The organism is Variovorax sp. Varisp46, assembly GCF_059491885.1.
Genome location: NZ_CP168515.1, coordinates 5,611,163 through 5,636,805, shown reverse-complemented (window position 1 = coordinate 5,636,805; position 25,643 = coordinate 5,611,163). Strand labels below are relative to the sequence as shown.

Sequence of the window (25,643 nt, the reverse complement as noted above, 5' to 3'; positions counted from 1 at the left end):
TCCGCAGTCCCGCAACACGCGTTCGTTTTTTTCCAACCCACGGCCCCAGGAGCACTTCATCATGAGCGACAGCAGCAACAAGAGTTTCGACAGACTCGTCGGCCCCGGCGAAAGCCTGCGCATGATGGAGTCGCTCAAGCGCGGCGCCACGCGGCGCGACATCCTTTCGATGCTGATGGCCGGCGGCATGCAGGCCACGCTGGCCGGCGGCATCGCGGGCGCGGCGATGTCCGCCCATGCGCAGACGCCCAGGAAGGGCGGCCGCCTCCGGGTGGCCGGCGCCACCGCCGCGGCGACCGACACGCTCGATCCGGCCAAGCAGTCGAACCAGACCGACTACTCGCGCTGCAACATGGTCTACAACGGCCTCACCTCGCTCGACGGCAGCCTCGCGCCGCAGCCCGCGCTGGCCGAATCGTTCACCACCAAGGACGCGAAGACCTGGGTGTTCACGCTGCGCAAGGGCGTGAACTTCCACGACGGCAAGGCGCTCGCGCCCGCCGACGTCGTGTTCTCGGTCATGCGCCACAAGGACCCCGCCACCGCCTCCAAGGCCAAGGTGCTCGCCGACCAGATCGAGAGCGTCAAGGCCAGCGGCCCGAACGAGGTGACGATGGTGCTCAGCGCGCCGAACGCCGACCTGCCGGTGATCCTGGGCACCTTCCACTTCCAGATCGTCAAGGAGGGCACCACCGACTTCAACGCAGGCATCGGCACCGGCCCGTACAAGCTCAAGGAATTCAAGCCCGGCGTGCGTTCGCTGATGGTGCGCAACGACGCCTACTGGAAACCCGGCAAGCCCTACCTCGACGAGATCGAGTTCGTGGGCATCGGCGACGAGAGCGCGCGCGTCAACGCGCTGCTGTCCGGCGGCATGGACCTCGTGGGCTCGGTCAATCCGCGCTCGGTGGAGCGCGTGAAGGGCACGCCCGGGTTCGGCATCTTCCTCACCCAGTCGGGCCAGTACTCCGACCTCATCATGCGCAAGGACACGGGCCCCGGCGCCAACCCCGACTTCGTGCTCGCGATGAAGTACATGTTCGACCGTGCGCAGATGAAGAAGACCATCGCGCTCGACTACGCCGTGCTCGGCAACGACCAGCCGATCGATCCGACCAACCGCTTCTACTTCGCGGGCCTGCCGCAGCGCCCGTTCGACCTCGACAAGGCCAAGTTCCATCTGCAGAAGTCCGGCGTCACCGGCAAGGTGCCGATGGTGGCTTCGCCGGCGGCACTCTACTCGGTGGAGATGGCGCTGATGCTGCAGCAGACCGCGCAGCGCGCGGGCCTGGAGATCGACATCAAGCGCATGCCGGCCGACGGCTACTGGTCGAACCACTGGCTCAACAGCCCGGTGGGCTTCGGCAACGTCAACCCGCGCCCGAGCGCCGACGTGCTGCTGACGCAGTTCTTCCAGTCGGGCGCGGCCTGGAACGAGTCGCGCTGGAAGAACGAGAAGTTCGACCAGCTGCTGCTGGCCTCGCGCGCCGAGACCGACCTGGCCAAGCGCAAGCAGATGTACGCCGACATGCAGACCATGATCCACCAGGACGCCGGCATCGGCATCCCGCTGTTCCTTGCGAGCATCGACGGCCATAGCTCCAAGCTCAAGGGGCTGTCGCCGATTCCGCTGGGCGGGCTGATGGGCTACAACTTCGCCGAGAACGTGTGGCTGGAAGCCTGATCCGCGCGCCGGAACATTCTTCATGAACCATGTGATCCTCAAGCTCCTCGTCCAGCGCATCGCGCTGGCGCTGCTGTCGCTCCTGGCGGTGTCGGTGATCGTGTTCTCGATCACCGCCGTGCTGCCGGGCGATGCAGCCCAGGAGCAGCTCGGCCAGGAAGCCACGCCCGAGGCGCTGGCCGCGCTGCGCACGCAGATGGGGCTGGACATGCCGGCGCCGCGGCGCTATGCGCAATGGCTGCTCGGCATGGCCAGGGGCGACCTCGGCCGCTCGGCCACCACGCAGATGCCGGTGTCGGAGCTGGTGGCAAGCCGCCTTCCCAACTCGCTGCTGCTCGCGGCCGTGACGGCCCTGTTCTCGGTTCCGATCGCGCTGGCGCTGGGCATCGCCTCGGCCGTGTGGCGCGGCTCCTGGTTCGACCGCGCGGCTTCCACGTCGGCGGTGGCGGTGGTGTCGGTGCCGGAGTTCCTGGTCGCGACGCTCGCGGTGCTGGTGTTCGCGGTCAAGCTGCGCTGGCTGCCGGCGCTCTCTTTCGTCAACGAGATCGAGTCGGTCGGACAGTTGCTGCGCGCCTTCGCGATGCCGGTGCTGGTGCTGTGCTGCGTGATCGTCGCGCAGATGATGCGCATGACGCGCGCCGCGGTGATCGACCAACTCGAGGCGCCCTACATCGAGATGGTGCGGCTCAAGGGCGCCTCGCCGATGCGCATGGTGCTGGCGCATGCGCTGCCCAACGCGGTCGGACCGATCGCGAATGCGGTGGCGCTGAGCCTGTCGTACCTGCTGGGCGGCGTGATCATCGTCGAGACGATCTTCAACTATCCCGGCATCGCCAAGCTGATGGTCGACGGCGTCTCGCAGCGCGACATGCCGCTGGTGCAGACCTGCGCCATGATCTTCTGCGCCGGCTACCTGATCCTCGTGACGGCGGCCGACATCTGCGGCATCGTCGCCAACCCCCGACTGCGCCACCGCTGAGGCGAGCCCCATGGAAACATCCACCTCCTCATCGGCCCTGGGCGCCACGGCCACCGCCGTCGCAGCGCCGAGCGAGCAACGCGGGCGGCATCCGCTGCGCTGGCTTCGCGGCTTCGGCGTCTCCGGCCTGCTGGGCCTCGCGGTGCTGCTGTTCTGGCTGCTCGCGGCCGCGCTCGGGCCCTGGCTGCTGTCGCACTCCTCGGGCACCATGGGCGGCAACAGCGTCTTCGCGCCCATGAGCGCGGCGCACTGGCTGGGCACCGACTACCTCGGGCGCGACATGCTGGCGCTGATCGTCGAAGGCGCACGCTATACGGTCGGCGTCGCGCTGCTCGCCACGCTGCTGGCCAGCGGCACCGGCACCACGCTGGCGCTGCTGGCCGCGGCCAGCGGACCCTGGACCGACACGCTGCTCAGCCGCTGCCTCGACACGCTGACCGCGATACCGAGCAAGATGTTCGCGCTCATCATGGTGGCGGGCTTCGGCTCCTCGGTGCCGATGCTGGTCGTGACGGCGGCCATCATCTACGTGCCGGGCGCCTATCGCATCGCACGCTCGCTGGCCGTCAACATCAACGCGCTCGACTACGTGACCGTGGCGCGCACGCGCGGCGAGGGCACGCTCTACATCATGCTGCGCGAGATCCTGCCCAACATCCTCGGGCCGATGCTGGCCGACCTCGGCCTGCGCTTCGTCTACACCGTGCTGCTGCTGGCGAGCCTGAGCTTCCTCGGCCTCGGCATCCAGCCGCCGGCGGCCGACTGGGGCTCGCTGGTGCGGGAGAACATCGGCGCACTGGCCATGGGCGGCGCCTCGGTGATCGTGCCGGCGCTGGCCATCGCGAGCCTGACCATCTCGGTCAACCTCGTCATCGACAACCTGCCGGGCCGCGCCGCCCGCGAACGAGGAGCAAGATGAAGCTCACCCCCAGGCTTGCCCACTCCGTGTGGCCTCCCACCCCCTCTCCGGGGGCAACACCAGCGGCCCGGCAAAGCCGGTTCCGCGGTGTTCCCGGCGCAAACGGGAGCCACTGACATGGGCGCAACACTGATCGTCAACGACTTGAGCATCACGGCCGGCGCGAGCACGCTGGTCGACAACCTGAGCTTCTCCGTGCAGCCCGGCGAGGTGCTGGCGCTGATCGGCGAATCGGGCTCCGGCAAGACCACCACGGCGCTCGCGCTGATGGGCTTCGCGCGCCAGGGCTGCCGCATCTCGGCAGGCAGCGTGCGCATCGGCGGCACCGACGTGCTGGCGCTCGATGCACCCCGGCAGCGCGCGCTGCGCGGACGCACGGTCACCTACATCGCGCAGAGCGCGGCGGCCTCCTTCAATCCCTCGCGCACGATCATGGACCAGGTGGTCGAGCCGTGCCGCATCCATGGCCTGTGCACGCGCGCCGAGGCCGAGGCGAAGGCGATCCAGCTGTTCCGCGAGCTCGCGCTGCCCGAGCCGGAGACCATCGGCACGCGCTACCCGCACCAGGTGTCGGGCGGCCAGCTGCAGCGGCTGATGGCGGCCATGGCGCTGATCGCCGACCCCGATCTCGTGATCCTCGACGAGCCGACCACCGCGCTCGACGTGACGACGCAGATCGAGGTGCTGCGCGCCTTCCGCCGTGCGGTGCGCGAGCGTCGCGCGACCGCGGTGTACGTGAGCCACGACCTCGCTGTGGTGGCACAGATGGCCGACCACATCCTGGTGCTGCGCAACGGCCGGATGCAGGAGGTGAATGCCACCGAGCAGATTCTCGCGACGCCGGCCCATGAGTACACGAAGTGCCTGCTGGCCGCCGCCCGCCCGGCACCGCGCGAATCCGGCGCGACCCCGGGCGGCGCCGAGCTGCTGCTCGAGGTGCGCGAGCTTTCCGCCGGCTATGGCCCTGTCGACGCACAGGGACGGCCGGCCAAGATGATCCTCGAGAACATCGATCTCAAGCTCTACCGGGGCCAGGCCATCGGCGTGATCGGCGAGTCGGGCTCGGGCAAGACCACGCTGGCGCGCGCCGTCGCCGGCCTGCTCAAGCCGTGCCACGGCAGCGTGCTGTTCAACGGCCGCGCACTCAAGCCAACGCTGGCACAGCGCGAGCGGGAAGAGCTGCGCCAGATCCAGATCGTGTTCCAGATGGCCGACACGGCGCTGAACCCGTCGCAGACCATCGAGCGCATCCTGGCGCGGCCGCTGCAGTTCTACAAGGGCCTGCGCGGCGAGCCGCTGCAGCGGCGCATCCGCGAGCTGCTCGACCTGGTGCAGCTGCCGCAGACCGTGGCCGGGCGCCTGCCGGGCGGCCTCTCGGGCGGGCAGAAGCAGCGCGTGAACCTCGCGCGCGCGCTGGCGGCCGACCCGGACCTGATCCTGTGCGACGAAGTCACGTCGGCGCTGGACACCGTGGTCGGCGCGGCGGTGCTCGACCTGATCGCGCAGCTGCGGCGAGAGCTCGGCGTGTCCTATCTCTTCATCAGCCACGACCTGCACACGGTGCGCGCGGTGTGCGACGAGATCGTTGTCATGCAGCACGGCCGCAAGCTCGCGCAGGTGGCGCGCGCCGACTATGACCGCGGCCCGCACCACCCCTACTACGAGCTGCTGGCGCGCTCGGTGCCCGAGTTGCGCCGCGGCTGGCTCGACGAGATGGACTGCGCGGCCGTCCACGCTTCATGAGAAAGACCGATATGACACCCACCTTCCGCATCGCGCTGATCGCCGGCGACGGCATCGGCAAGGAAGTGATGCCCGAGGGCCTGCGCGTGGTGCAGGCCGCCGCGGAACGCTTCGGCTTCGAGCTCGACTGCCGCACCGTCGACTGGGCCAGCTGCGACTACTACGCGCAGCACGGCCAGATGATGCCGGACGACTGGAAGGAGCAGCTCAAGGGCGTCGACGCGCTGTACTTCGGCGCCGTCGGCTGGCCCGCCACCGTGCCCGACCACGTGTCGCTCTGGGGTTCGCTGCTGAAGTTCCGCCGCGAGTTCGACCAGTACATCAACCTGCGCCCGGTGCGCCTGTTCGAGGGCGTGCCCTGCCCGCTCGCCGGCCGCAAGCCCGGCGACATCGACTACCTCGTGGTGCGCGAGAACACCGAGGGCGAATACACCTCGCTCGGCGGCGTGATGTACGAGGGCACCGAGCGCGAGATCGTGATCCAGGAATCGGTCTTCTCGCGCCATGGCGCCGACCGCGTGCTGCGCTACGCCTACGAGACCGCGCGGGCACGAAAGCGCAAGCACCTGACGGTGGCCACCAAGAGCAACGGCATCGCGATCAGCATGCCGTGGTGGGATTCGCGCGCCGACGCCGTCGGGCTCGACTACCCCGAGGTGACGGTCGACAAGCAGCACATCGACATTCTGTCGGCGCGCTTCGTGCTGCAGCCCACGCGCTTCGACGTGGTGGTGGCGAGCAACCTGTTCGGCGACATCCTGTCCGACCTCGGGCCCGCGACCACCGGCACCATCGGCCTCGCGCCATCGGCCAACCTCAACCCGGAGCGCAAGTTCCCGTCGCTGTTCGAGCCGGTGCATGGCTCGGCGCCCGACATCCATGGCCAGAACATCGCCAACCCCATCGCGATGATCTGGTCCGGCGCGCTGATGCTGGACTTCCTCACGCAGGGCCAGGGCGCGGGCCGCGCCGCGCACGACGCGATCCTGGGCGCGATCGAGGCGGTGCTGCGCGAGGGGCCGCGCACGCCCGACCTCGGCGGCTCGGCCAGCACCACCGAGGTGGGCATCGCGATCGCCGAGCGCGTAACCGCATCCTGAATGAAGAGAAAGACCCTCCGACCATGACACTCGAACCCGAATACAGGAACCTGATGCCCGGACGCCAGCTCATCGGCGGCGAATGGCGCGAAGCGAGCGATTCGCGCCGCCTCGACGTCAGCGATCCCGCCACCGACGCCGTATTCGCGAGCGTGCCCGACGGCACGGCCGCCGATGCGCGCACCGCCGTCGATGCCGCGCACGCCGCCTTTCCCGCATGGCGCGCGGTGCCGGCCAAGCAGCGCGCGCAGATCCTCAAGCGCTGGAACGACCTCGTGATCGCGCACCAGGAAGACCTGGGCCGCCTCATCTCGCGCGAGCAGGGCAAGCCGCTGGCCGAGGGCCGCGGCGAAGTCGCCTATGCGGCCAGCTACATCGAATGGTTCGCCGAGGAGGCCACGCGTGCCAACGGCGACATCATCCCGGCGCCCGTGCCGGGCCGGCGCATGTTCGCGCTGAAGGAACCCGTGGGCGTGATCGCGGCGATCACGCCATGGAACTTTCCGGCGGCCATGATCGCGCGCAAGATCGCACCGGCCCTCGCGGCGGGCTGCACGGTGGTGTGCAAGCCGGCGGAAGACACACCGCTGACCTCGCTCGCGCTGGTGGCGCTGGCCGAAGAAGCCGGCGTGCCGCCGGGCGTGCTCAACATCGTGACGGCCTCGCGCGAGCGCACGCCCGAGGTGGTCGATGCCTGGCTCGACGATGCGCGCGTGCGCAAGGTCACGTTCACCGGCTCGACGCCGGTCGGCAAGCACCTCGCAAGGCGTTCGGCCGATACGCTCAAGAAGCTGTCGCTGGAGCTCGGCGGCAATGCGCCCTTCATCGTGTTCGACGACGCCGACGTCGATGCCGCCGTGGAGGGCCTGATGGCCGCCAAGTTCCGCAACGGCGGCCAGACCTGCGTGAGCCCGAACCGGGTGTTCGTGCAGGCCCGCGTGCACGACGCGTTCGTCGACAAGCTGGCTGCGCGGGTCGGCGCGCTCGAGGTCGGCCCCGCCACCGAACCCGGCTCGCAGATCGGCCCGATGATCAACGCGCGCGCCGTGGAGAAGATCGAGCGGCACGTGCGCGACGCCGTGGCCAGGGGCGCGCGCATCGTGGTCGGCGGCGAGCGGCTGCGCTCCGCGCGCTGCGACGGCCCCAACTACTACGCGCCCACCGTGCTGGTGAACGCCGACGCGACGATGGCCTGCAGCTGCGAGGAAACCTTCGGGCCCGTGGTGCCGGTCACGCGCTTCGAGAGCGAGGCCGAGGTGATCGCCGCCGCCAACGACACGCCCTTCGGACTCGCGGCGTACTTCTACTCGCGCGACGTGCGGCGCATCTGGCGCGTGGCCGACGCGCTGGAGTCGGGCATCGTCGGCATCAACGAAGGCGCGCTGGCGGCCGAGGCCGCGCCCTTCGGCGGTGTGAAGGAATCGGGCTACGGCCGCGAAGGCTCGGTGCATGGCCTGGACGACTACATGCACACCAAGTACGTCTGCCAGGGCCAGCTGGCGGGGCCGGTCTAGAAGAAGCCCGCTACGCGGCAGCCAGCGCCGCCACCTCCGCGCTGCCCAGCGCGCCGCCGTAGATCCGGAAGTCGTCGATGCGGCCCTTCCGGGACGGGTCGCTGGAATATTGCGAGCGGTCCAGCCAGTTCTGCGTGGTGGCGCCCAGGTCGATGGGCGCAAAGCCCATCTGCCGAAGTCGAAGACCCGCGGCCAGGTCGCCAGGCTGTCGATGTACAGCCAGGCGCTGATGCTGAAGTCGGCGAGGCCTCCGGCGAAGCCAGGAATGTCAGCGAGCCGGGATGCGGTGCCAGCACCGCCTTCGCGGTGGCGCCGCTATTCCTTCATTTATTCGCGCAGATTCGAACCCGCACGCGAAGCTGCCGACTCATACACACCGGCCTTCACCGAAGCTCCTGCCGCGGCGCCCGCCTCGAGCGAACACCATGCGGCCGAAGGCTTGCCCGCCTCGAGCGAGCACCACGCAGCTGAAGGTTTGCCCGCCTCGAGGGAACACCACGCCGCTGAAGGTTTACCCGCCTCGAGCGAACACCACGCCGCTGAAGGCTTGCCCGCCTCGAGCGAACACCACGCGGCCGAAGGCTTGCCCGCCTCGAGCGAGCACCACGCGGCCGAAGGCTTGCCTGCCTCGAGCGAGCACCATGCGGCCGAAGGCTTGCCTGCCTCGAGCGAGCACCATGCGGCTGAAGGCTTGCCCGCTTCGAGCGAGCACCATGCGGCTGAATCCTTGCCCGGCTCGCGATGGGGCATCGGCTCGCCGAACTCCTCGGCAGACAAGCGCTGCATTTCCAGGAAGGCCTCCTGCAGCGCCTTGGCGTCATCCTCGCCGCGCAGGCCAAGGTACGGGAAGTGGTGCAGGAAATGGCCGAAGGTGGCTTCGCAATCGGCTGCGTACTTTCTCGTGTCGAGGATGTGCATGTGCCAGAAGCGGTCGACGTCCTGCTCGGGAGCAAGCGTCAGGTCGGGGTGCTTGGCGTGCAGTATCAGGTAGCGTTTGTAGGCCACCTCCATCTGGTCCGCGTAGCCGGCCGACCAGCCGTAGCCGTCCTCTTTGCGGCTGGCCTTGAACTTGATCAGCGTGAGGTCGAGGGCCTGGATGGCGGCGATCGTCTGCTCGAGCGTCTTGCCTTGGGTGGAATCGATCATGAATGCTCCTGTGAAGTTGCGAGTAGGTCCGAGCAACGTGCCCGGTGACGATTGCCCGAAGGTCCGGCCGTCAGGCCGCTACCGACGGAGCAAACTGGTTGCGCAGGTGACGCGCCATGAAATTGCGTGCCTCGTCGGCGGGCACGGGCTTGCACAGCCAATAGCCCTGGACCTCGTCGCATCCGCGGATGCGCAGGTAGTCGAGTTGTGCTTCGGTTTCCACGCCCTCGGCCACCACCTTCATTCGCAGCCCGTGGGCCAGGGTGATGATGCCGTCGATGAGCGCCCGTGCATCGGCGTCCTGCGAGAGATCGTTGATGAAGGAACGGTCGATCTTGACGGTCGACAGCGGGAAAAGCTTCAAATAGGAGAGCGAGGAATAGCCCGTTCCGAAATCGTCGATGGCGAGGCCGACGCCCATGTCTCGAATCGTCCGGAGCAAATTGGCCGCATATTCGGGGTTCTCCATCACCGCACCTTCGGTAATTTCCAGCTCGAGCAGCGCCGGCTCCAGGCCCGAGGCTTCCAGGATGCCCCGTATGTCGGCGACGAGCGTCTGGCTTTCGAACTGGCGCGGCGACAGGTTGACGCTCATCAACACATCCGGCAGACCGTAATTCCGCCACGCGCGCGCATCGGCGCAGGCCCTCTCCAGCGCCCACCGGCCCATGGACACGATCAAGCCGATCTCTTCGGCGATCGGAATGAACTGCACGGGCGGGATCATGCCCAGAACCGGATGGTGCCAGCGCATCAGCGCCTCGACACCGACGATGCGCCGGGTCTGCAGATTCATCTTCGGCTGATAGTGCATCTCCAGTTCGCCTCGTTCCACGGCATGGCGCAGTGCGCTCTCCAGGATCAGCCGCTCGGTACTCTGTGCATTCATCTTCGCCGCGTAGAACCGGAAGGTGTTGCGGCCTCTTTCCTTGGCCCGGTACATCGCGGTGTCGGCGTTCTTCAGCAACGCTTCGGCGTCGCCGCCGTTGTCCGGGTAGATGCTCACGCCGACGCTGGCGCTGACGTGCAGTTCGCGCCCCTCGATGACGAAAGGCTCGGCGCAGCAGGCCAGCACCTTTTCGGCGAGTACCGCGGCATCGTTCGCGCTGGACAGGTTCTCCAGGAGCAGCACGAACTCGTCGCCGCCGAAACGCGCCACCACGTCGTCCTCGCGCAGCAGCGCCGTGAGGCGCTCGCCGCAGGTCTTGATCATCTCGTCGCCCACGCCATGGCCGAGCGTGTCGTTGATGTGCTTGAAGCGATCCAGGTCGACGAACATCACTGCGAACTGCTTCTGATGGCGGTTGCTGCGCTTGATGGCGCGATCAAGCTCGTGTTGCAGCGCGGCGCGGTTGAACAACCCGGTGAGTTCGTCGTGGCTGGCCATGAAACGAAGATTTCGCTCGGCCAGCTTGCGTTGCTCGTACTGGGCAATCTGCAGGGCGATCACACGCAGCGACTCCAGCGTCTCGGCGTCGTCCACGTACGGATTGCGGGCAAAAAGCTCCAGCGCGGTGGTCACACCGGTGGTGACCATCGGCACAACGAGGCCGCCAGCCAGTCCGGCCTGCCCCGCCATCGCATCGCGCACAAAGTCGCCCGGGGCTGCCCGCGTGTCGATTTGCACGACGCCGCCGGTCCCCCAGGCGCGGCCCAGCGAGCCTTCGCCAGGCCGGTATTCGAGCGAGCGGCTGTCGCTGACGAATTGCCGCACGGCCGGGCCGCTGTCGGCATGCCAGGCGGCGGCGCAGCGAACCAGGCCGTCGTCGCCGACGCTCCACAACATGCCGCAGTCCCAGCGCAGCTCGGTGCATACTGCCTCCAGCGCCTGCGTGATCACCGTCTCTGCCGCGCCATCGCCGGCAAGCAGCCGGGCGATCTCGTACTCGAGCTTCTGGCGCAACGCATCCTTGCGGCGCCGCGTGGCATCGCGCACGGTACCGCGCACCAGCGTCTTTCCGTCTTCCTCGGCCGACTGCGCGATGACATGAAGCCAGCGTTCGGTGCCATCGGGCAGGCACAGGCGGTGCTCGAATTCGCTGCGTTCCATGGACCGGGAGGCCTGCGCGATCTGTTGTTCGACCTCGGAGCGTTCCGAGTCCGGAACTCGCGAGAGCAGCGCCGGCAGGTCTGGCAGCAAGGGGTCGGCCTCGAAACCGAGGATGCGCCGGGCTTCCTCGGAGCATTGCAGGGCTCCGGTTTCGGGATCGAGGATCCAGCTGCCCAGGCTCGCCAGGTGCTGGGCATCCTCCAACTGTCGTTCGCTGGTGCGCAGGTGGCTGGTCATCTCGGTCGCCAGGACCTGGGCCCGGCTGCGTGAAGTGGTCAGCGAAAAGACGATGCCGGCAATCAGCATGCTGGTGGCCAGGCCGCCGAGGACGATGAACCAGGGGATGGCCTTGTCGAGCGGACCGAAGACCTGGCGCTCGTCCTGGCCGACCTCGACCAGCCAGGAGTGGCCGCCCAACTCGAAGCCGAGCACACGCTCGAGGCTGCGCGCCGGTGCGACGGCCGACTTCGCCAAGGCCGCGCTGTCGAACAGCAGTTGCCGCTCGCCGAAGGGGGTCGGCTTCACGAACCTGGTCTCGACGCGCGTGCCGACCGCCCCCTGGCCCGGGCCGGCATCGATCAGGCGCAGCCGGAGCGTCCTCGCGGCATCGTCGCCCACCATGTCGCGCAGCATGCCTGCGATGCTGAAGCCCGCGCCGACCGAACCCATATAGGCGCTGCGCCGCTGCTCGAGCGTATCGAGCGGCTGCCCCGTGCGATAGACCGGCAGCCGCATCGCCAATCCGATGTCGGACTCGCGACCCGGGATGCGCACCTTGCGCCCGGAGGAGACGAGCCCGCCGGTGTCACGCCCCTGCTCGAGCGCGTCCCCCCTGTCGGGCATCGCGCCCAGGTCGTTGCCGAGCAGCTTCTCGTTGCCGGCCTGCGGTTCGATGTAGATCAGCGGGTAGTAGGTGTCACGCTCGCCGGGCGGCTTGATGGCGAAGCGGGAGGCAACGCTGGCGTCGAGACTGGCATCGCCACGGACCTGTGCCTCGAAGAACTGCTTGTCGCCCGCCGCAACGCGGGGCGCATAGGTGACGGCCTGGAAACCGGGGTACGCGGTCGCAAGGTTCAGCCCCGCGACGTAGTCCCTGAAATCGCTTCGCGTCACGGCCTCGGAGGTGTTGAATCGCGCACGCAGGCCGATGAGGACGGCAATGTAGTCGTCGAAGCGAGCCTCGACCTTGCGTGCCAGATCGAACGCGGTTGCGTCGAAGCGCGCCTGGGCGCTGCGCCCGATTTCCTGGCGCGCCGAAATGCTGAGGGCGATCGATAGCGCCGCGCCGAGGATGAAAATTACCAGCGGCAGGCGAATCCTGGCCCAGACGGACAAAGACATGGGTTTGATCCTGTCGCTTGTACGAGCCGGGTAGCTCCGTGGACAACAGTGTGGCACGGCAGAGAACGCAACGGTTGCATTTTGGAACAATATACGGGGGATGTAAGGGCGTTACAAATGATTTTTGCCTAATTTTGAAAATCAAAGTATTAGCTCTACCCAGTCATCTCCCCAATTGCAAAGAGCCAGGCGTCTCGCGACGCCTGGCTCTTGTTCAAAAAGTAAAAAGGCCCGTTCAGAACGGAATGTCGTCATCCATGTCGTCGAAGCCCGACGACGACTTGGCCGGAGCCTGGCGTGGAGCCGGCGCCGGAGCGCGCGGTGCCGCCGCGGGCGCACGCGCGGCGTACCCGCCGCCACCGCCACCGCCCTGCGAATAACCACCGCCGCCACCGCCTTGCGAGTAGCCGCCGTCGTCATCGCCGGGGCCACCCGACGGGCCGCCCTGGCCCTGGCGGCTGCCGAGCATCTGCATCTGGTCGGCACGGATTTCGGTGGTGTACTTTTCGATGCCGTCCTTGTCGGTCCACTTGCGCGTGCGCAGGCTGCCTTCGACGTACACCTGCGAGCCCTTGCGCAGGTACTGGCCGGCGATTTCGGCCAGGCGGCCGTTGAAGACGATGCGGTGCCATTCGGTGGCTTCGCGCATTTCGCCGCTTTGCTTGTCTTTCCAGCGATCGGTGGTGGCCACGGTGACGTTCGCGACCTGATCGCCGCTCGGGAAGGTCCGCATTTCGGGGTCGCGCCCCAGGTTGCCGACGACGATGACTTTATTGACCGATGCCATATGCACTGCCCCTGATAAGTAGATGAAGGAGGAGGTTGAGAGGAACCCTCGATTGTGCCCCAAGGCTGTCGGCGGCATGCCCGGCGAATGCCAGAATGAGCCTTCCCGATGAACAGAGAACCCGACTTTTTCGAGCATCTGCGCGCCGAATTGCGCGGTGGCCGCATCTGGCTCGACCGGGCGATCGTGCTCGGCTACGCCATTGCGGCCGGCCTCTTCGTGGTGGGCTTCACCATGGCGAGCGACTGGGTCTTCGGCCAGTTCCACAGTTTCTACCGCAGCTGGCCCTGGGCGGTGCTGCTGACGACGCCGCTGCTCACGGCCGGGATCGTCTGGTTCACGTTGCGTTTCTTTCCCGGCGCGGGCGGCTCGGGCATTCCGCAGATCAAGGCGGCGCTGCATCCGGCCCTGCCCGAAGAGCGGCGCTTCGCCTTCGCCTCGCTGCGGCTCACGCTCGCCAAGATCGGGCTGGGCGCAGCAGGCTTCGCGGCCGGGCTGTCGATCGGGCGCGAGGGGCCTTCGGTACAGGTAGCTGCCGGGGTGATGCAGCATGCGCGCCGCTGGCTGTCGCCCAACACGGCCATCGACGGACGCGCGCTGCTGGTGGCGGGCGGCGCGGCCGGCATCGCGGCGGCCTTCAATGCGCCGCTGGCGGGCGTGGTGTTCGCCATCGAGGAGCTGTCGGGCCGGCTCGAGGCGCGCTCCAGCGGCCTGATCATCACGGCCATCGTGCTGGCGGGCCTGGTGGCTGTATCGGCCTTCGGCAATACCAGTTACTTCGGCGTGATCCGCGTGCCCCGGCTGGGCTGGGAGGCGCTCGGGCCGGGACTGCTGGTCACCCTGCTGAGCGGCGCGGCCGGCGGGCTGTTCGCGCGGCTGCTGAGCGCCTCGCTCACCGGTGCGCCGGGGCGCCTCAACCGCTGGCGGGCGCGCTTTCCGGTGCGTTTCGCGGCCTGCGGCGCACTGGCGGTGGCCGTCATCGGGCTGGTCACGGGCGGCGCCACCTTCGGCGCGGGCTCCGAGGCGGTCAAGCAGATGCTGCAGGGGCATGACGAATTGACGCCGATCTACACCGTGCTCAAGTTCATCGCCACCTGGCTGACGGCCTGGTGCGGCGTGCCGGGCGGCATCTTCGCGCCGTCACTGTCCATCGGAGCGGGCATCGGCAACGCGGTGGCGCGGCTGGCCGGCAGCGACCTCGGCCCCGCGCTCATTGCCATGGGCATGGCGGGCTTCCTGGCCGCGGTGACCCAGGCACCGCTCACCGCCTTCATCATCGTGATGGAGATGGTCGACGGCCACTCGATGGTGCTGAGCCTGATGGCCGCGGCCATGCTGGCCAGCCTGGTCTCGCGGATGATCAGCCGCCCGCTGTACGACACGCTGGCCGAGCACATGGTGGGACGGGCCATCGGCAGCTCGGAGCCGGTGCATCCGTCTGCGCCGCAACCCGGCACCTCGCCATGAAATGCGCGGCGGTCTATCATGTCCGGTTGCCCTCGGACGATCGCCCCCTTTGAATTCAAAAGCCACTGAATACGCCGCCGCCGACGAGGAAAGCGCACGCGACGCGGAACTCGAGCGAAACACCTACCTCGGCGCCGTGCTGGCGCAGCAGCGCATCAGCATCCGCGGCGCGCGCACCCACAACCTGAAGAACGTCGATCTCGACATCCCGCGCAACAAGCTGGTGGTCATCACCGGCCTGTCGGGCTCGGGCAAGTCGAGCCTGGCCTTCGACACGCTGTATGCCGAAGGGCAGAGGCGCTACGTCGAGAGCCTGTCGGCCTATGCGCGGCAGTTCCTGCAGCTCATGGACAAGCCCGACGTCGACGTGATCGAGGGCCTCTCGCCCGCGATCAGCATCGAGCAGAAGGCCACCAGCCACAACCCGCGTTCCACCGTGGGCACGGTGACCGAGATCCACGACTACCTGCGCCTGCTCTACGCCCGCGCCGGCACGCCCTACTGCCCCGACCACCGCCTGCCGCTGCAGGCGCAGACGGTCTCGCAGATGGTCGATGCGACGCTCGCGATTCCCGACGAACCGCGCCTCATGATCCTGGCGCCCGTGGCGCGCGAGAAGAAGGGTGAGTTCCTCGAGCTCTTCGCCGAGATGCAGGCGGCCGGCTACGTGCGCTTTCGCGTCGACGGGCAGACCTACGAATACAACGACCTGCCCAAGCTCAAGAAGACCGAGAAGCACGACATCGACGTGGTGATCGACCGCCTGCGCGCGCGCCCCGACATGCAGCAGCGCCTGGCCGAGAGCTTCGAGGCCGCGCTGCGCCTGGCCGAGGGCCGCGCGATAGCGCTCGAACTCGGCGCCGAGGGTGCGCCCGACAAGGAACACCTGTTCAACGCCAAGTTCGCCTGCCCGATCTGCCACTACTCGCTGTCGGAACTGGAGCCGCGCCTCTTCTCGTTCAACTCGCCCGTGGGCGCCTGCCCGAGCTGCGACGGCCTGGGCCATCGCGAGGTGTTCGACCCGGCGCGCGTGGTGGCCTTCCCCTCGCTCTCGCTCGCGAGCGGCGCCATCAAGGGCTGGGACCGCCGCAACGGCTACTACTTCAGCATGATCGAGAGCGTCGCGAAGCACTACAAGTTCGACGTCGATGCACCCTTCGAGTCGCTGCCAGCCTCGGTGCAGCAGGTGCTGCTGAACGGCTCGGCGGCCGAGGAGATCAAGTTCAACTACACCATGGAGTCGGGCAACTTCGCGGGCAAGAAGCTCACGAAGAAGCACCCCTTCGAGGGCATCATCCCGAACATGGCGCGGCGCTACCGCGAGACCGATTCGGTGATGGTGCGCGAAGACCTTGCGCGCTTTCGCAACCTGCAGCCGTGTCCCGACTGCGGCGGCTCGCGGCTGCGGCCCGAAGCGCGCAACGTGTTCCTGGTGGACGAATCGGCCCGCCCGGCCGATGGCAGCGAGCCGCCGCGCATGGCGATCTTCGAACTGAGCCATCTCACGCTGCGCGACTCGCTCGCGTGGTTCCAGACGCTCAAGCTGCGCGGCGCCAAGGCCGACATCGCCGACAAGGTGGTGCGCGAGATCGGCCTGCGGCTGAAGTTCCTGAACGACGTGGGCCTCAACTACCTGAGCCTGGACCGCAGCGCCGAAACGCTCTCGGGCGGCGAGGCGCAGCGCATCCGCCTGGCCTCGCAGATCGGTTCGGGCCTCACGGGCGTGATGTACGTGCTCGACGAGCCCAGCATCGGCCTGCACCAGCGCGACAACGACCGCCTGATCGGCACGCTGAAGCATCTGCGCGACATCGGCAACAGCGTGATCGTGGTGGAGCATGACGAGGACATGATCCACGCCGCCGACCACGTGATCGACATGGGCCCCGGCGCCGGCGTGCATGGCGGGCGCGTGATGGCGCAGGGCACGTACGCCGAGGTGTCGTCCAACCCCGATTCGCTCACGGGCCAGTACCTCTCGGGCACCAAGAAGATCGAAGTGCCCAGGCACCGCACCGCCTGGCTGCCGGTCGTGAAGAAGCCGGCCTTCAACGAAGGCAGGAAGCCCTCGCGCTTTCCGCAGAGCCCCGCGGCCGAACGCCGCGCCGCGCGCGAGGCGGCCCACCTCGCCACGCAGACCGACCTGCAGGAAATCCGCGTGGTCGGCGCCACAGGCAACAACCTGAAGAACGTGAGCGTGGCCTTCCCGGTCGGCCTGCTGACCTGCGTGACCGGTGTGTCGGGCTCCGGCAAGTCGACACTGGTGAACGACACGCTCTACACCGCCGTTGCACGCACGCTGTACCGCGCACACGAAGAGCCGGCCGCGCACGAATCGGTGGAGGGCATCGAGTATTTCGACAAGGTCATCAACGTCGACCAGAGCCCCATCGGCCGCACGCCGCGCAGCAACCCGGCCACCTACACGGGCCTGTTCACGCCGATCCGCGAACTGATGGCCGAGACCAACACCGCGCGCGAGCGCGGCTACGGCCCCGGCCGCTTCAGCTTCAACGTGGCGGGCGGGCGCTGCGAGGCCTGCCAGGGCGATGGCGTAGTGAAGGTCGAGATGCACTTCCTGCCCGACGTGTACGTGCCCTGCGAGGTGTGCCACGGCCAGCGCTACAACCGCGAGACGCTCGAGGTGCTCTACAAGGGCAGGAACATCGCGCAGATCCTCGAGATGACGGTGGAGGTGGCGCACGAATTCCTGAAGGCCGTGCCCACCATCGAGCGCAAGCTGCGCACGCTGCTCGACGTGGGCCTGAGCTACATCAAGCTGGGCCAGTCGGCCACCACGCTGTCGGGCGGCGAGGCGCAGCGCGTGAAGCTCGCGCTGGAGCTCAGCAAGCGCGACACCGGCCGCACGCTCTACATTCTCGACGAGCCGACCACCGGCCTGCACTTCGCCGACATCGAGCTGCTGCTGAAGGTGCTGCACCAGCTGCGCGACGCGGGCAACACCATCGTCGTGATCGAGCACAACCTGGACGTCATCAAGACGGCCGACTGGCTGATCGACATGGGCCCCGAGGGCGGCGCGGGCGGCGGCACGGTGGTGGGCGAAGGCACGCCTGAAGACATCGCGGCGAACGAGGCGAGCCACACGGGGCGGTATCTGAAGCGGCTGCTGTAGCCGGCGCGGCCCATGCCTTCCTTCACCCCGCGCCAGCTGGTACTGCTCGTTCTCCTGACCCTTGCATGGGGGTTCAACTGGCCCGTGATGAAACTGGGCGTCGCCGACTATCCACCTCTCGCCTTTCGCGCGATCTCGATCTGGCTCGGCGTGCCGGTGCTGGCCCTCGCGCTGGTATGGATGAAGGTGCCGTTCCGCGTGCCGCGCAGCGCGTGGCCCGAGCTGCTGTGGCTGGGCGCGACCAACATGTTCGTCTGGCACGCCTGCATCATCCTCGCGGTGAAGGCGCTCTCGGGCGGGCGCGCGGCGATCCTGGGCTACACGATGCCGGTGTTCTCGGCCGTCATCGGCGCGCTGCTGTTCTCCGCGGTGCTCACACGGCGCGCGTGGCTGGGCGTGGGCGCCTGCGCGGTCGGCGTGGGGCTGCTGCTGTGGCATGAACTCACCGACTTCGCGGGGCGGCCCGGCTACGTGGCGCTGGCACTGGTGGCGGCCGCCACATGGGCGCTGGGCACGCAGTTGCTGCGGCACACGCGCATCGGGCTGCCGACGCTCACGCTGTCGTTCTGGATGACGGCGCTGACCGCGGTGGTGATGACGGTGCTCTCGCTGCTGTTCGAGCGCGGCCAGATGTACTGGCCGGGCCGCGTGACCTGGGCTTCGATCGGCTACAACGCCGTGCTGATCTTCGGCTTCGCGCATGCCGCCTGGTTCTACCTGGCGCGCGGCCTGCCGCCCATCGCCTCGACGCTCAGCGTGATGTTCATCCCGGTGCTCGGCGTCTTCAGCGGCGCGGTGTGGCTGGGCGAAGCCGTGCACTGGCAGGACTGGGTGGCGGTGGCGCTGATGATGGTCGCCATCGCCTCCGTGCTGTGGCCCTCGCGCAACGCAGCGAAGGCCTGAGCGCGCCTTTTTCTTTTTTCAGGTCGTCGTCTGTACGTGCAGCCGGCTGCTCTTGCAGCGGTGCAGCGCGCGGTAGTGCTCCAGCGGCCTGCCATTGGCACCGTAGGCGATCGACTCGATGCGCAGCAGCGGCTCGGGCTGCGGCAGGTTGAGCAGCCGGCAGGTCTCGGCATCGGGCAGCACCGCATCGATCCAGCGCTCGGCGCGCACCAGGCGCAGCCCGTACTGGCGGCGCAGCACGTCGTACAGCGAGCGATCGTCCAGACGCGTGCGGTGCAAACCCGGCGCGAGGTCGGCGGGCACCGCGGTCTCCACCAGCAGGCGCAGTTCGCCGTCGACGCTGCGCAGGCGCTTGAGCGCGACCACCTGGGTGTCGTCGGTGAGCCCCAGCGAAGCGGCTTCCTGCTCGGTGGGCGCGCGCAGTTCCTGCGTGAGGATCTGCGTGCGCACCGAGCGGCCCTTGCGCTCCATTTCGTCGGAGAAGCCGAGCACGGTGGAAACGAAATCCTCGTCGCGCTCGCGGGCCGACACGAAGGCACCGCGGCCCTTGATCTTGTAGATGAGGTTGTTGCGCACGAGGTCTGCCAGCGCCTCGCGCACCACGATGCGCGAGATGCCGAACTGCTCGCCGAGCTCGGCCTCGGACGGCAGCTTGGCGCCGATGGGCAGCACGCCCTGCAGGATCTGCATGCGAAGCGCGTCGCGGAACTGGGCCCACAGGGGCGACTCGGAGTCGCGGTCGAGCACGGTCGAGATTTCGGTCGGAGAGTTCACGTCGAGGGTTGGCCCAGGGCCTGAGGAGTCATCAATGATGCATCGAAAGATGCAGGCGCATCCGCTGCCACCGGCGAAAGCCGCACGCCGTGGCGCTCGCGCAGGGCGGTGGCGCAGGCATGCAACTCTGCGTGCTGCTGCGCCGCATCCCAGCCCAGCGCCTCGGCCGCGATGCCCGCCATCTCGGCCAGCGCGGCATCGGTGACGAACCCGCGGATGGCCAGCAGCGTGCGGCGGATCACGAGGTCGTCGAGATGCACCACGCCGGTTTCGAGGCAAAGGTACGAAAGCTCGGCCACGGAGTAGCCGGGCGCATGGCGCAGCGGCATGTCGCCCGATGCGGCGAGGCGCTGCGCCAGCGGCAGCGCCTTCGATCCATAGCGCTTCAGAAGCACCTGCGCGCGCGTGCGGCTCATGCCCGAGGCGCCGACCAGTCGATCGACAAAACGCTCCACCGCCTGCGCATCGGCCGGCAGCTCGGCGCCGCCGCCGATGGGCAGCAATTCGGTGGATGCGGTGCGCGGGCGGCCCAGCTGCTTCAGCACCTCGTCGGCCGCTTCTTCCGCGAGCGCGCGGAAGGTGGTCCACTTGCCGCCCACGAGGCCGACGATGGGAATGTCGCGCGTGGCGTTGGGCGGGTCGAGCACCACCGAGTGGTCGCGCGAGATCTGCCCCGGCTTGTCGGCGTCGGAGCGCGCGAGCGGCCGCACGCCGACGTAGGTATAGACCACGTCGCCGCGGCCAAAGCGCAGGTTGGGGAACACCTCGGCCAGCACGTCGAGCAGGTAATCGACCTCGGCCGGCTCGGTGCCGATCTGGTCGGGGTCGTCCACCGGGATGTCGGTGGAGCCCACCAGCACCCGGTCGAGAAAGGGATAGACGATGCACACGCGCCCGTCGACCGCCTCGAAGTAGGCCATGCGGCCCTCGAGCGCATCGCGCAGCGCGGGATGGTCGAGCACGAGGTGCGAGCCCTTGGTGCCCATCACGCGCGAGCCCGCGCCGCCGAGCACGGCCGTGCTGCGATCGAGCCACGCGCCGCTGGCATTCACCACGGTGTCGGCCGTCACGCGCACCAGCGCGCCGGTGATCTCGTCGCGCAGCGTGATGATGTTGCCCGCGCAGCCCGTCACGCGGCAGTAGTTGGCCGCGGCCGAGCGCGGCTGGTCGCGGCAGGCATCGCCGATGAGTTCGAGGATGAGCCACTCGGGGTGGCTGATCCACGCATCGAAGAAGGTGGCCGTCCAGCGCACCGCCGCGCGGAACAGGCTGCGGTCATTCGGCGGCACGCGGCTGATGCGGTGGTTGGGCATCACGCGCTGGCGGCGGCCCAGCAGGTCGTACAGGCGAAGGCCCGCGGCCACCGCAAGCAGGCCGCGCGTTCGCTGCGGCGGCGTGCGGCCGAAGAACTTGAGCGCGCTGCTCATGAGCCCGCCGAAGAAGCTGGACAGCGGCACCACCGTCTTCAGCGGCTGCACCAGGTGCGGTGCGTTGCGCAGCAGCAGGTTGCGCTCGCGCGTGGCCTCGGCCACCAGCGAGAAGCTGCCGTTCTCCAGGTAGCGCAGGCCGCCGTGGATCATGCGCGAGGGCGCGCTGCTGGCGCCCGCGCTGAAGTCGCCCTTGTCGACGATGAGGCAGTCCACGCGCTGCAGGCACAGGTCGCGGAACACGCCCACGCCGTTGATGCCGGCGCCGACGATCACGGTAGAGAAATGACGATCGGCCAGCGAGGCCGGGCGCACGAAGGGCAGCTGCCAGGCGCTCATCTCGAGCCTCCCGACAGATGGAAAAACACAGGGGACATGGTGTCGATCAGTTCGTTGAAACCGGCGTTGAAGTCGGCATGGGCGCAGGCCTCGGTGGCATCGGGCTCGACCGTGTCGCAGGGCGCGAGCAAGGCGCTGCCCTGCCCGGCGTGGCCGATGCCCTGCGACATGGCGGCGTAGATCGCGGCGCCGCGCGCGCCGGTTTCGTCGTCGGCGCAGCGTTCCACCGGATGGCCGAGGAAGGATGCGAGCAGGCGCACGAGGCGCGTGTCGCTCGCGCCGCCGCCGAGCACGGTCGATGCGGACACAGGCAGGCCGCATGCCGCGAGGCGTGCCGTGTGCCGCGCATGCAGTGCCGCGACCGCATCGACCACCGCGCGCGCCATGTCGCCCCGCGTGTGATGACTCTTGAGGCCGACGAAGCCCGCCGTCACGCCGCCACCGCCATTGACGAACGGCAGGAAGCGCAGGCCGCCCGCGCCCAGCGGCACCGACATCGCCAGGTCGACGACGGCGCGCGAATCGGGCAGTCCCAGCACGCCGGCCAGCCACGCGATGTTGGCCATCGACGAAGGGCTGTTCTCCATGTAGAGCCGCTTGTCCTCGCGGCCGAAGTTCACGACGGCGGCAACATCGGGCTTGGGCTCGATCACCGGGCCGATCACCGCGTTCACGCACCACGTGCCGAAGACCGACACCGCGCGTCCGCGCCCTTCCGCGCAGATCGCGGTCATCGACGCGAGCAGGTCGATGGCTCCCATCGCCACCGGAATGCCGGCAGGCAGGCCGCACAGCGCGGCCTCGGAAGGCCGCAGCCTGCCGATCACTTCGCCGCTCGGCAGCAGCGGCCCGAAGACGTGCGGCCCGAGCTCCGCGATGCCCGAGACATCGAAGGCCGCCTGCGACCACCTGCCCGTGGCAATCGACACCAGCCCCGCGGTGCTCGCATCGCTCGCGTCGGTGGCGATCTCGCCGGTCAGCAGGAAGCCGAGGTAGTCCTTCGCGAACAGCAGCCGGTGCACCGCGCCGCGCTGCACGGCATCGGTGCCGAGCAGCGCGGCGGCGATCACGGTGGGCTGCCCCGGCCACGGCCTGCAGCCGACGTCCGCGAACAGCGCCTCGCCATGGCCGAGCGACAGCGAGCGCGCCCGTGCGTCGGCGCGCTGGTCGGTCGAGGCAACCGCCCTTCCCCCCACGAGTTCGTTGCGCGCATCGAGCGCATAGAGCCCCGCGCCATGGCCCGTGCAGCCGATGGCGCGAACCTCGGTCACGCGCTCGCCGAGCTGGTGGGCGACATCGCGCAGCACGTGGGTCAGGGCCGTGCGGATCGCAGTCGCGCCCACTTCGCATCCCCCTCCAGGCAGCCGGTCGTGCGGCAGCGGCATGCGTGACAGGGCGATGGAGCGGCCGCTCCCGGCTTCGAGGGCCAGGGCCTTCAGGCTGCTCGATCCCATGTCGATGCCGATCAGTATGTTTGGCTTCATGTCATAACAGCTTCGGCGGAATAAAAGCACCTCGCCAGTAGTGTTTCCCCTAGTTATCCCGTCAAACGTCCAGCGCGTACATTCTACCTGTCATAACAAGTGACGCGACACCGAAGATCAAGATGCTGTCCTGAAAAGCGGCATCGCAAGCTGTGCCCCCCAACGTGAGGAGACAAAAATGAGGCGTAATTTCCTGAAGTCCGCCGCGGCAGCCGGCATCGGCCTGGCTGGCGCCAGCGCATTGGCGCAGCAGCAGGCGGCTGCCCCTGCAGCAGGCGGCGGGCTGCGCGGCAACCCGAGCGACGTCTACGTGATGAACGTGATGGTGTCGGGCGTGGAGTACTGGTTTCCGGTCTACGAAATGATGAAGCAGCTCGGCCGCACGCTGGGCGTGCGCACGCGCTACACCGGCACGCCGGAGTACGACGTGAACAAGCAGCTCGCCTCCTTCGAGCAGGAGCTGGCGCGCAAGCCCGCGGGCATCCTGCTGCACCCGATGAACCCCGACCCGTTCATCGAGCCGATCAATCGCGCCGCGGCGATGGGCATCCCGGTCGTCACCTTCGCGGCCGACTCGCCGAACTCCAAGCGCACATCGTTCGTCACCTCCGACAACGACCGCGAAGGCACGCAGGCCGCCGACGCCCTTGCCGCCTCGCTCAACGGCAAGGGCGAATACGCCGTGCTGGAGAACCCGGGCCAGGACAACCACGACCGCCGCATCGCCGCCTTCGTGAACCGCATGAAGGCCAAGCACCCGGGCATGAAGCTGGTCGGCCGCGCCGCCAGCAACCAGGACCCGAACAAGGCCTACCAGGCGGTGCTGAGCCTCGCGCAGGCCAACCCGAACCTGGGCGCGCTGTTCATGCCCGAGGCCAACTCGGCCCTCGGCGCGGCGCAGGCCAAGGTGGAGACCAAGAAGAACATCAAGGTGATGTGCTGCGACGTCAACGCCAAGATCCTCGACATGATCAAGTCGGGCGACGTGTTCGGCGCCATCAACCCGAACCAGGGCATGCAGGGCTACATGGGCATGATGATGCTGTTCCTGGCCAGGAACCCCACGCTCATCGACCCGATGAACGATGCCAAACGCAACGGCACCAACCCGATGGCCGTGCCCTTCCTGGACAACGGCCTGGCGGTGGTCAGCAAGGCCAATGCCGACGACTTCTACTGGGACAAGTACCTCGCACGCCGCGGCACCAAGGGAATCGGCGAGTGAGCCACCTGCTCGAACTGCGCGGCATCGGCAAGCGCTTCGGCGCTTCGCGCGCGCTCTCCGGCGTGGATTTCTCGCTTCAGCGCGGCGAGATCCACGCCCTGTGCGGCGAGAACGGCGCGGGCAAGTCCACGCTGATGAACATCATCGACGGCATCCACCAGCCGGACGAGGGCGAGATCTCGCTCGACGGCCGGAAGGTGGTCATCGACGGCCCCGCGCACGCCATGCGCCTGGGCATCGGCCTGGTGCACCAGGAGATCGCCCTGTGCGCCGACGCCACCGTGGCCGAGAACATCTTCATGCCGGAGATCAACGCCGGCAGGCACGCATGGATGGACTACGCGAGCCTCGACGAGCGCGCCGCCAAGGTGCTGCAGCGGCTGGGGCAGGACGTCGACCCGGCTGCGCTGGTGAAGGACCTGAGCATTTCCACGCAGCAGCTGATCGAGATCGCCAAGGCGCTCACGCTGGACTGCAAGGTGCTGATCCTCGACGAGCCCACCGCCGCGCTCACCGACAACGAATCGGCCGCGCTCTTCAGGGTGCTGCACGACCTGAAGGCGCAGGGCATCGGCATCATCTACATCAGCCATCGCATGGCCGAGATCTTTGCGCACTGCGACCGCGTCACCGTGCTGCGCGACGGGCGCAACGTGCATTGCGGGCCGCTGGCCGAACTGGACGCCGACGGGCTGGTGCGCCGCATGGTCGGGCGCGACCTGGGCAACTACTACCCGCCGAAGCAGCAAGCGCCTGCATCGGAGGAACACGTGCTCGAAGTGACCGACATCGCCGACGGCGAGCGCGTGCACGGCGTGTCGTTCACGCTGAAGCGCGGAGAGATCCTCGGCATCGCGGGCTTGATGGGCGCCGGTCGCAGCGAGCTCGCAGAGACCGTGTGCGGCCTGCGCCCCGCGCGCGGCGGCACCGTGCGCCTGCGCGGCAGGGCACTGGCGATCCGCAAGTACGGGGACGCGCTGCGCGAGGGCATCGCCTACCTCAGCGAAGACCGCAAGGCGGCCGGCGTGTACCTCGACCTGCCCATTGCGCAGAACATCGCCTCGATGGCGCTCGCGCGCGTCAGCTCGCGCTTCGGGCTGCTGCAGCGCGCGGCCGAGCACAGGCTGGCGGTCGACCTCGGTGCGAAGCTCAAGCTCAAGTCCGACGGCGTGGCCATCGAGGTGGCGAGCCTGTCGGGCGGCAACCAGCAGAAGGTGGCCATCGCCAAGCTGCTGGCCACCAACCCATCGGTGCTGCTGATGGACGAGCCCACGCGCGGCGTGGACGTGGGCGCCAAGTCGGAGATCCACCACATCCTGCGCGAGCTGGCCGGCCAGGGCGTGGGCGTGATCGTGATCTCGTCGGAGCTGCCCGAGATCATCGGACTGTGCGACCGCGCGCTGGTGATCCGCGATGGCCGGCTCGCGGGCGAACTGGCATCTAACGAGATGACGGAGGAAGCCCTGTTGCGGCTCGCCTCCGGACTCTGTGAACAGGAAGCGGCATGAAAGACCTGCAGGGTTCGTATGGCGCTTCGGTCGGTTCGGGGCGCGATCACGCCGGCGGGGGGCATTCGCGCAGGGGAGTACCCGGTGGCCTGTGCACACGCCCCGAACGAGAGCATC

General features: G+C 68.4%; 18 protein-coding genes. 11 read left to right on the top strand and 7 right to left on the bottom strand.

The genetic code is table 11. The features are described from left to right. Window positions 1-61 precede the first annotated feature (61 nt). From ACEN9N_RS26665 to ACEN9N_RS26640, 6 genes are all read left to right on the top strand, one after another. Window positions 62-1,684: an ABC transporter substrate-binding protein gene (locus ACEN9N_RS26665; RefSeq protein ID WP_007828495.1), complete on the top strand. Its 1,623-nt coding sequence runs from the start codon at window positions 62-64 to the stop codon at window positions 1,682-1,684. A gap of 22 nt (window positions 1,685-1,706) precedes the next feature. After that, window positions 1,707-2,663, top strand: a complete 957-nt coding sequence (locus tag ACEN9N_RS26660; RefSeq protein ID WP_495654912.1) for an ABC transporter permease — start codon at window positions 1,707-1,709, stop codon at window positions 2,661-2,663. A gap of 10 nt (window positions 2,664-2,673) precedes the next feature. Continuing rightward, entirely contained in the window at window positions 2,674-3,582 is a 909-nt protein-coding gene (locus ACEN9N_RS26655) for an ABC transporter permease (RefSeq protein ID WP_495654911.1), read from the top strand. 117 nt (window positions 3,583-3,699) lie between these two features. Further along, window positions 3,700-5,325, top strand: a complete 1,626-nt coding sequence (locus ACEN9N_RS26650) for an ABC transporter ATP-binding protein (protein WP_495654910.1) — start codon at window positions 3,700-3,702, stop codon at window positions 5,323-5,325. 11 nt (window positions 5,326-5,336) lie between these two features. Next, entirely contained in the window at window positions 5,337-6,425 is a 1,089-nt protein-coding gene (locus ACEN9N_RS26645) for a tartrate dehydrogenase (RefSeq protein WP_413312387.1), read from the top strand. Window positions 6,426-6,448: 23 nt separating this feature from the next. Next, complete coding sequence (locus tag ACEN9N_RS26640) at window positions 6,449-7,939, top strand: NAD-dependent succinate-semialdehyde dehydrogenase (protein WP_495654909.1); 1,491 nt, start codon at window positions 6,449-6,451, stop codon at window positions 7,937-7,939. A gap of 10 nt (window positions 7,940-7,949) precedes the next feature. Here ACEN9N_RS26640 and ACEN9N_RS26635 read toward each other — a convergent pair whose 3' ends face one another. The 4 genes from ACEN9N_RS26635 to ssb all read right to left on the bottom strand — a co-directional run bounded on the left by ACEN9N_RS26635 (window position 7,950) and on the right by ssb (window position 13,263). Beyond that, on the bottom strand, window positions 7,950-8,108 hold the full coding sequence (locus ACEN9N_RS26635) for a hypothetical protein (protein ID WP_413312384.1): 159 nt from the start codon (window positions 8,106-8,108) through the stop codon (window positions 7,950-7,952). Between the two features lie 158 nt (window positions 8,109-8,266). Further along, the gene (locus ACEN9N_RS26630; protein ID WP_413312383.1) at window positions 8,267-9,085 is read right to left on the bottom strand and encodes a glycine-rich domain-containing protein; all 819 of its coding nucleotides are present in this window, start codon (window positions 9,083-9,085) and stop codon (window positions 8,267-8,269) included. A 70-nt stretch (window positions 9,086-9,155) separates the two neighbouring features. After that, window positions 9,156-12,476: a bifunctional diguanylate cyclase/phosphodiesterase gene (locus tag ACEN9N_RS26625; protein ID WP_495656425.1), complete on the bottom strand. Its 3,321-nt coding sequence runs from the start codon at window positions 12,474-12,476 to the stop codon at window positions 9,156-9,158. A 235-nt stretch (window positions 12,477-12,711) separates the two neighbouring features. After that, entirely contained in the window at window positions 12,712-13,263 is a 552-nt protein-coding gene (ssb, locus tag ACEN9N_RS26620; protein WP_413312380.1) for a single-stranded DNA-binding protein, read from the bottom strand. 108 nt (window positions 13,264-13,371) lie between these two features. Here ssb and ACEN9N_RS26615 point away from each other — a divergent pair, with 108 nt between their 5' ends. The 3 genes from ACEN9N_RS26615 to ACEN9N_RS26605 are packed head-to-tail and all read left to right on the top strand — an operon-like array spanning window position 13,372 to window position 18,769. Next, window positions 13,372-14,730: a chloride channel protein gene (locus ACEN9N_RS26615; protein ID WP_495654908.1), complete on the top strand. Its 1,359-nt coding sequence runs from the start codon at window positions 13,372-13,374 to the stop codon at window positions 14,728-14,730. Window positions 14,731-14,779: 49 nt separating this feature from the next. Beyond that, a complete protein-coding gene (gene uvrA / locus ACEN9N_RS26610; protein ID WP_495654907.1) occupies window positions 14,780-17,866 on the top strand; it encodes an excinuclease ABC subunit UvrA in 3,087 nt (1,028 codons plus the stop codon). A gap of 12 nt (window positions 17,867-17,878) precedes the next feature. Beyond that, window positions 17,879-18,769: a DMT family transporter gene (locus ACEN9N_RS26605; protein WP_495654906.1), complete on the top strand. Its 891-nt coding sequence runs from the start codon at window positions 17,879-17,881 to the stop codon at window positions 18,767-18,769. Window positions 18,770-18,787: 18 nt separating this feature from the next. On the opposite strand, the gene ACEN9N_RS26600 is transcribed toward ACEN9N_RS26605, so the two are convergent. Genes ACEN9N_RS26600 through ACEN9N_RS26590 form a run of 3 tightly spaced genes read right to left on the bottom strand, consistent with a single transcriptional unit; the run spans window position 18,788 to window position 22,793 of the window. Further along, window positions 18,788-19,543, bottom strand: coding sequence for a GntR family transcriptional regulator (locus tag ACEN9N_RS26600; RefSeq protein WP_495654905.1), 756 nt, complete (start codon window positions 19,541-19,543; stop codon window positions 18,788-18,790). After that, window positions 19,540-21,309 (bottom strand): glycerol-3-phosphate dehydrogenase/oxidase, encoded by a 1,770-nt coding sequence (locus ACEN9N_RS26595; RefSeq protein ID WP_495654904.1) that lies wholly within the window; start codon window positions 21,307-21,309, stop codon window positions 19,540-19,542. Before ACEN9N_RS26595 ends, ACEN9N_RS26600 begins: the two co-directional genes overlap by 4 nt. After that, window positions 21,306-22,793 (bottom strand): FGGY family carbohydrate kinase, encoded by a 1,488-nt coding sequence (locus ACEN9N_RS26590; protein WP_495654903.1) that lies wholly within the window; start codon window positions 22,791-22,793, stop codon window positions 21,306-21,308. Before ACEN9N_RS26590 ends, ACEN9N_RS26595 begins: the two co-directional genes overlap by 4 nt. Before the next feature lie 178 nt (window positions 22,794-22,971). Between ACEN9N_RS26590 and ACEN9N_RS26585 the strand changes: the two genes are divergently transcribed. Next, a complete protein-coding gene (locus tag ACEN9N_RS26585) occupies window positions 22,972-24,018 on the top strand; it encodes a substrate-binding domain-containing protein (protein ID WP_495654902.1) in 1,047 nt (348 codons plus the stop codon). Then, the gene (locus ACEN9N_RS26580) at window positions 24,015-25,526 is read left to right on the top strand and encodes a sugar ABC transporter ATP-binding protein (RefSeq protein ID WP_495654901.1); all 1,512 of its coding nucleotides are present in this window, start codon (window positions 24,015-24,017) and stop codon (window positions 25,524-25,526) included. Before ACEN9N_RS26585 ends, ACEN9N_RS26580 begins: the two co-directional genes overlap by 4 nt. The last annotated feature ends 117 nt before the right edge of the window (window positions 25,527-25,643 follow it).

Bases quoted from the DNA above. Each gene is read 5' to 3' on its own strand.
- ACEN9N_RS26595 (WP_495654904.1), bottom strand. From the start codon at position 21,309: ATGAGCGCCTGGCAGCTGCCCTTCGTGCGCCCGGCCTCGCTGGCCGAT.
- ACEN9N_RS26605 (WP_495654906.1), top strand. From the start codon at position 17,879: ATGCCTTCCTTCACCCCGCGCCAGCTGGTACTGCTCGTTCTCCTGACC.
- ssb (WP_413312380.1), bottom strand. From the start codon at position 13,263: ATGGCATCGGTCAATAAAGTCATCGTCGTCGGCAACCTGGGGCGCGAC.
- ACEN9N_RS26635 (WP_413312384.1), bottom strand. From the start codon at position 8,108: ATGGGCTTTGCGCCCATCGACCTGGGCGCCACCACGCAGAACTGGCTG.
- ACEN9N_RS26585 (WP_495654902.1), top strand. From the start codon at position 22,972: ATGAGGCGTAATTTCCTGAAGTCCGCCGCGGCAGCCGGCATCGGCCTG.
- ACEN9N_RS26615 (WP_495654908.1), top strand. From the start codon at position 13,372: ATGAACAGAGAACCCGACTTTTTCGAGCATCTGCGCGCCGAATTGCGC.
- ACEN9N_RS26625 (WP_495656425.1), bottom strand. From the start codon at position 12,476: ATGTCTTTGTCCGTCTGGGCCAGGATTCGCCTGCCGCTGGTAATTTTC.
- ACEN9N_RS26640 (WP_495654909.1), top strand. From the start codon at position 6,449: ATGACACTCGAACCCGAATACAGGAACCTGATGCCCGGACGCCAGCTC.
- ACEN9N_RS26655 (WP_495654911.1), top strand. From the start codon at position 2,674: ATGGAAACATCCACCTCCTCATCGGCCCTGGGCGCCACGGCCACCGCC.
- ACEN9N_RS26665 (WP_007828495.1), top strand. From the start codon at position 62: ATGAGCGACAGCAGCAACAAGAGTTTCGACAGACTCGTCGGCCCCGGC.
- ACEN9N_RS26660 (WP_495654912.1), top strand. From the start codon at position 1,707: ATGAACCATGTGATCCTCAAGCTCCTCGTCCAGCGCATCGCGCTGGCG.
- ACEN9N_RS26590 (WP_495654903.1), bottom strand. From the start codon at position 22,793: ATGAAGCCAAACATACTGATCGGCATCGACATGGGATCGAGCAGCCTG.
- ACEN9N_RS26630 (WP_413312383.1), bottom strand. From the start codon at position 9,085: ATGATCGATTCCACCCAAGGCAAGACGCTCGAGCAGACGATCGCCGCC.
- ACEN9N_RS26645 (WP_413312387.1), top strand. From the start codon at position 5,337: ATGACACCCACCTTCCGCATCGCGCTGATCGCCGGCGACGGCATCGGC.
- ACEN9N_RS26650 (WP_495654910.1), top strand. From the start codon at position 3,700: ATGGGCGCAACACTGATCGTCAACGACTTGAGCATCACGGCCGGCGCG.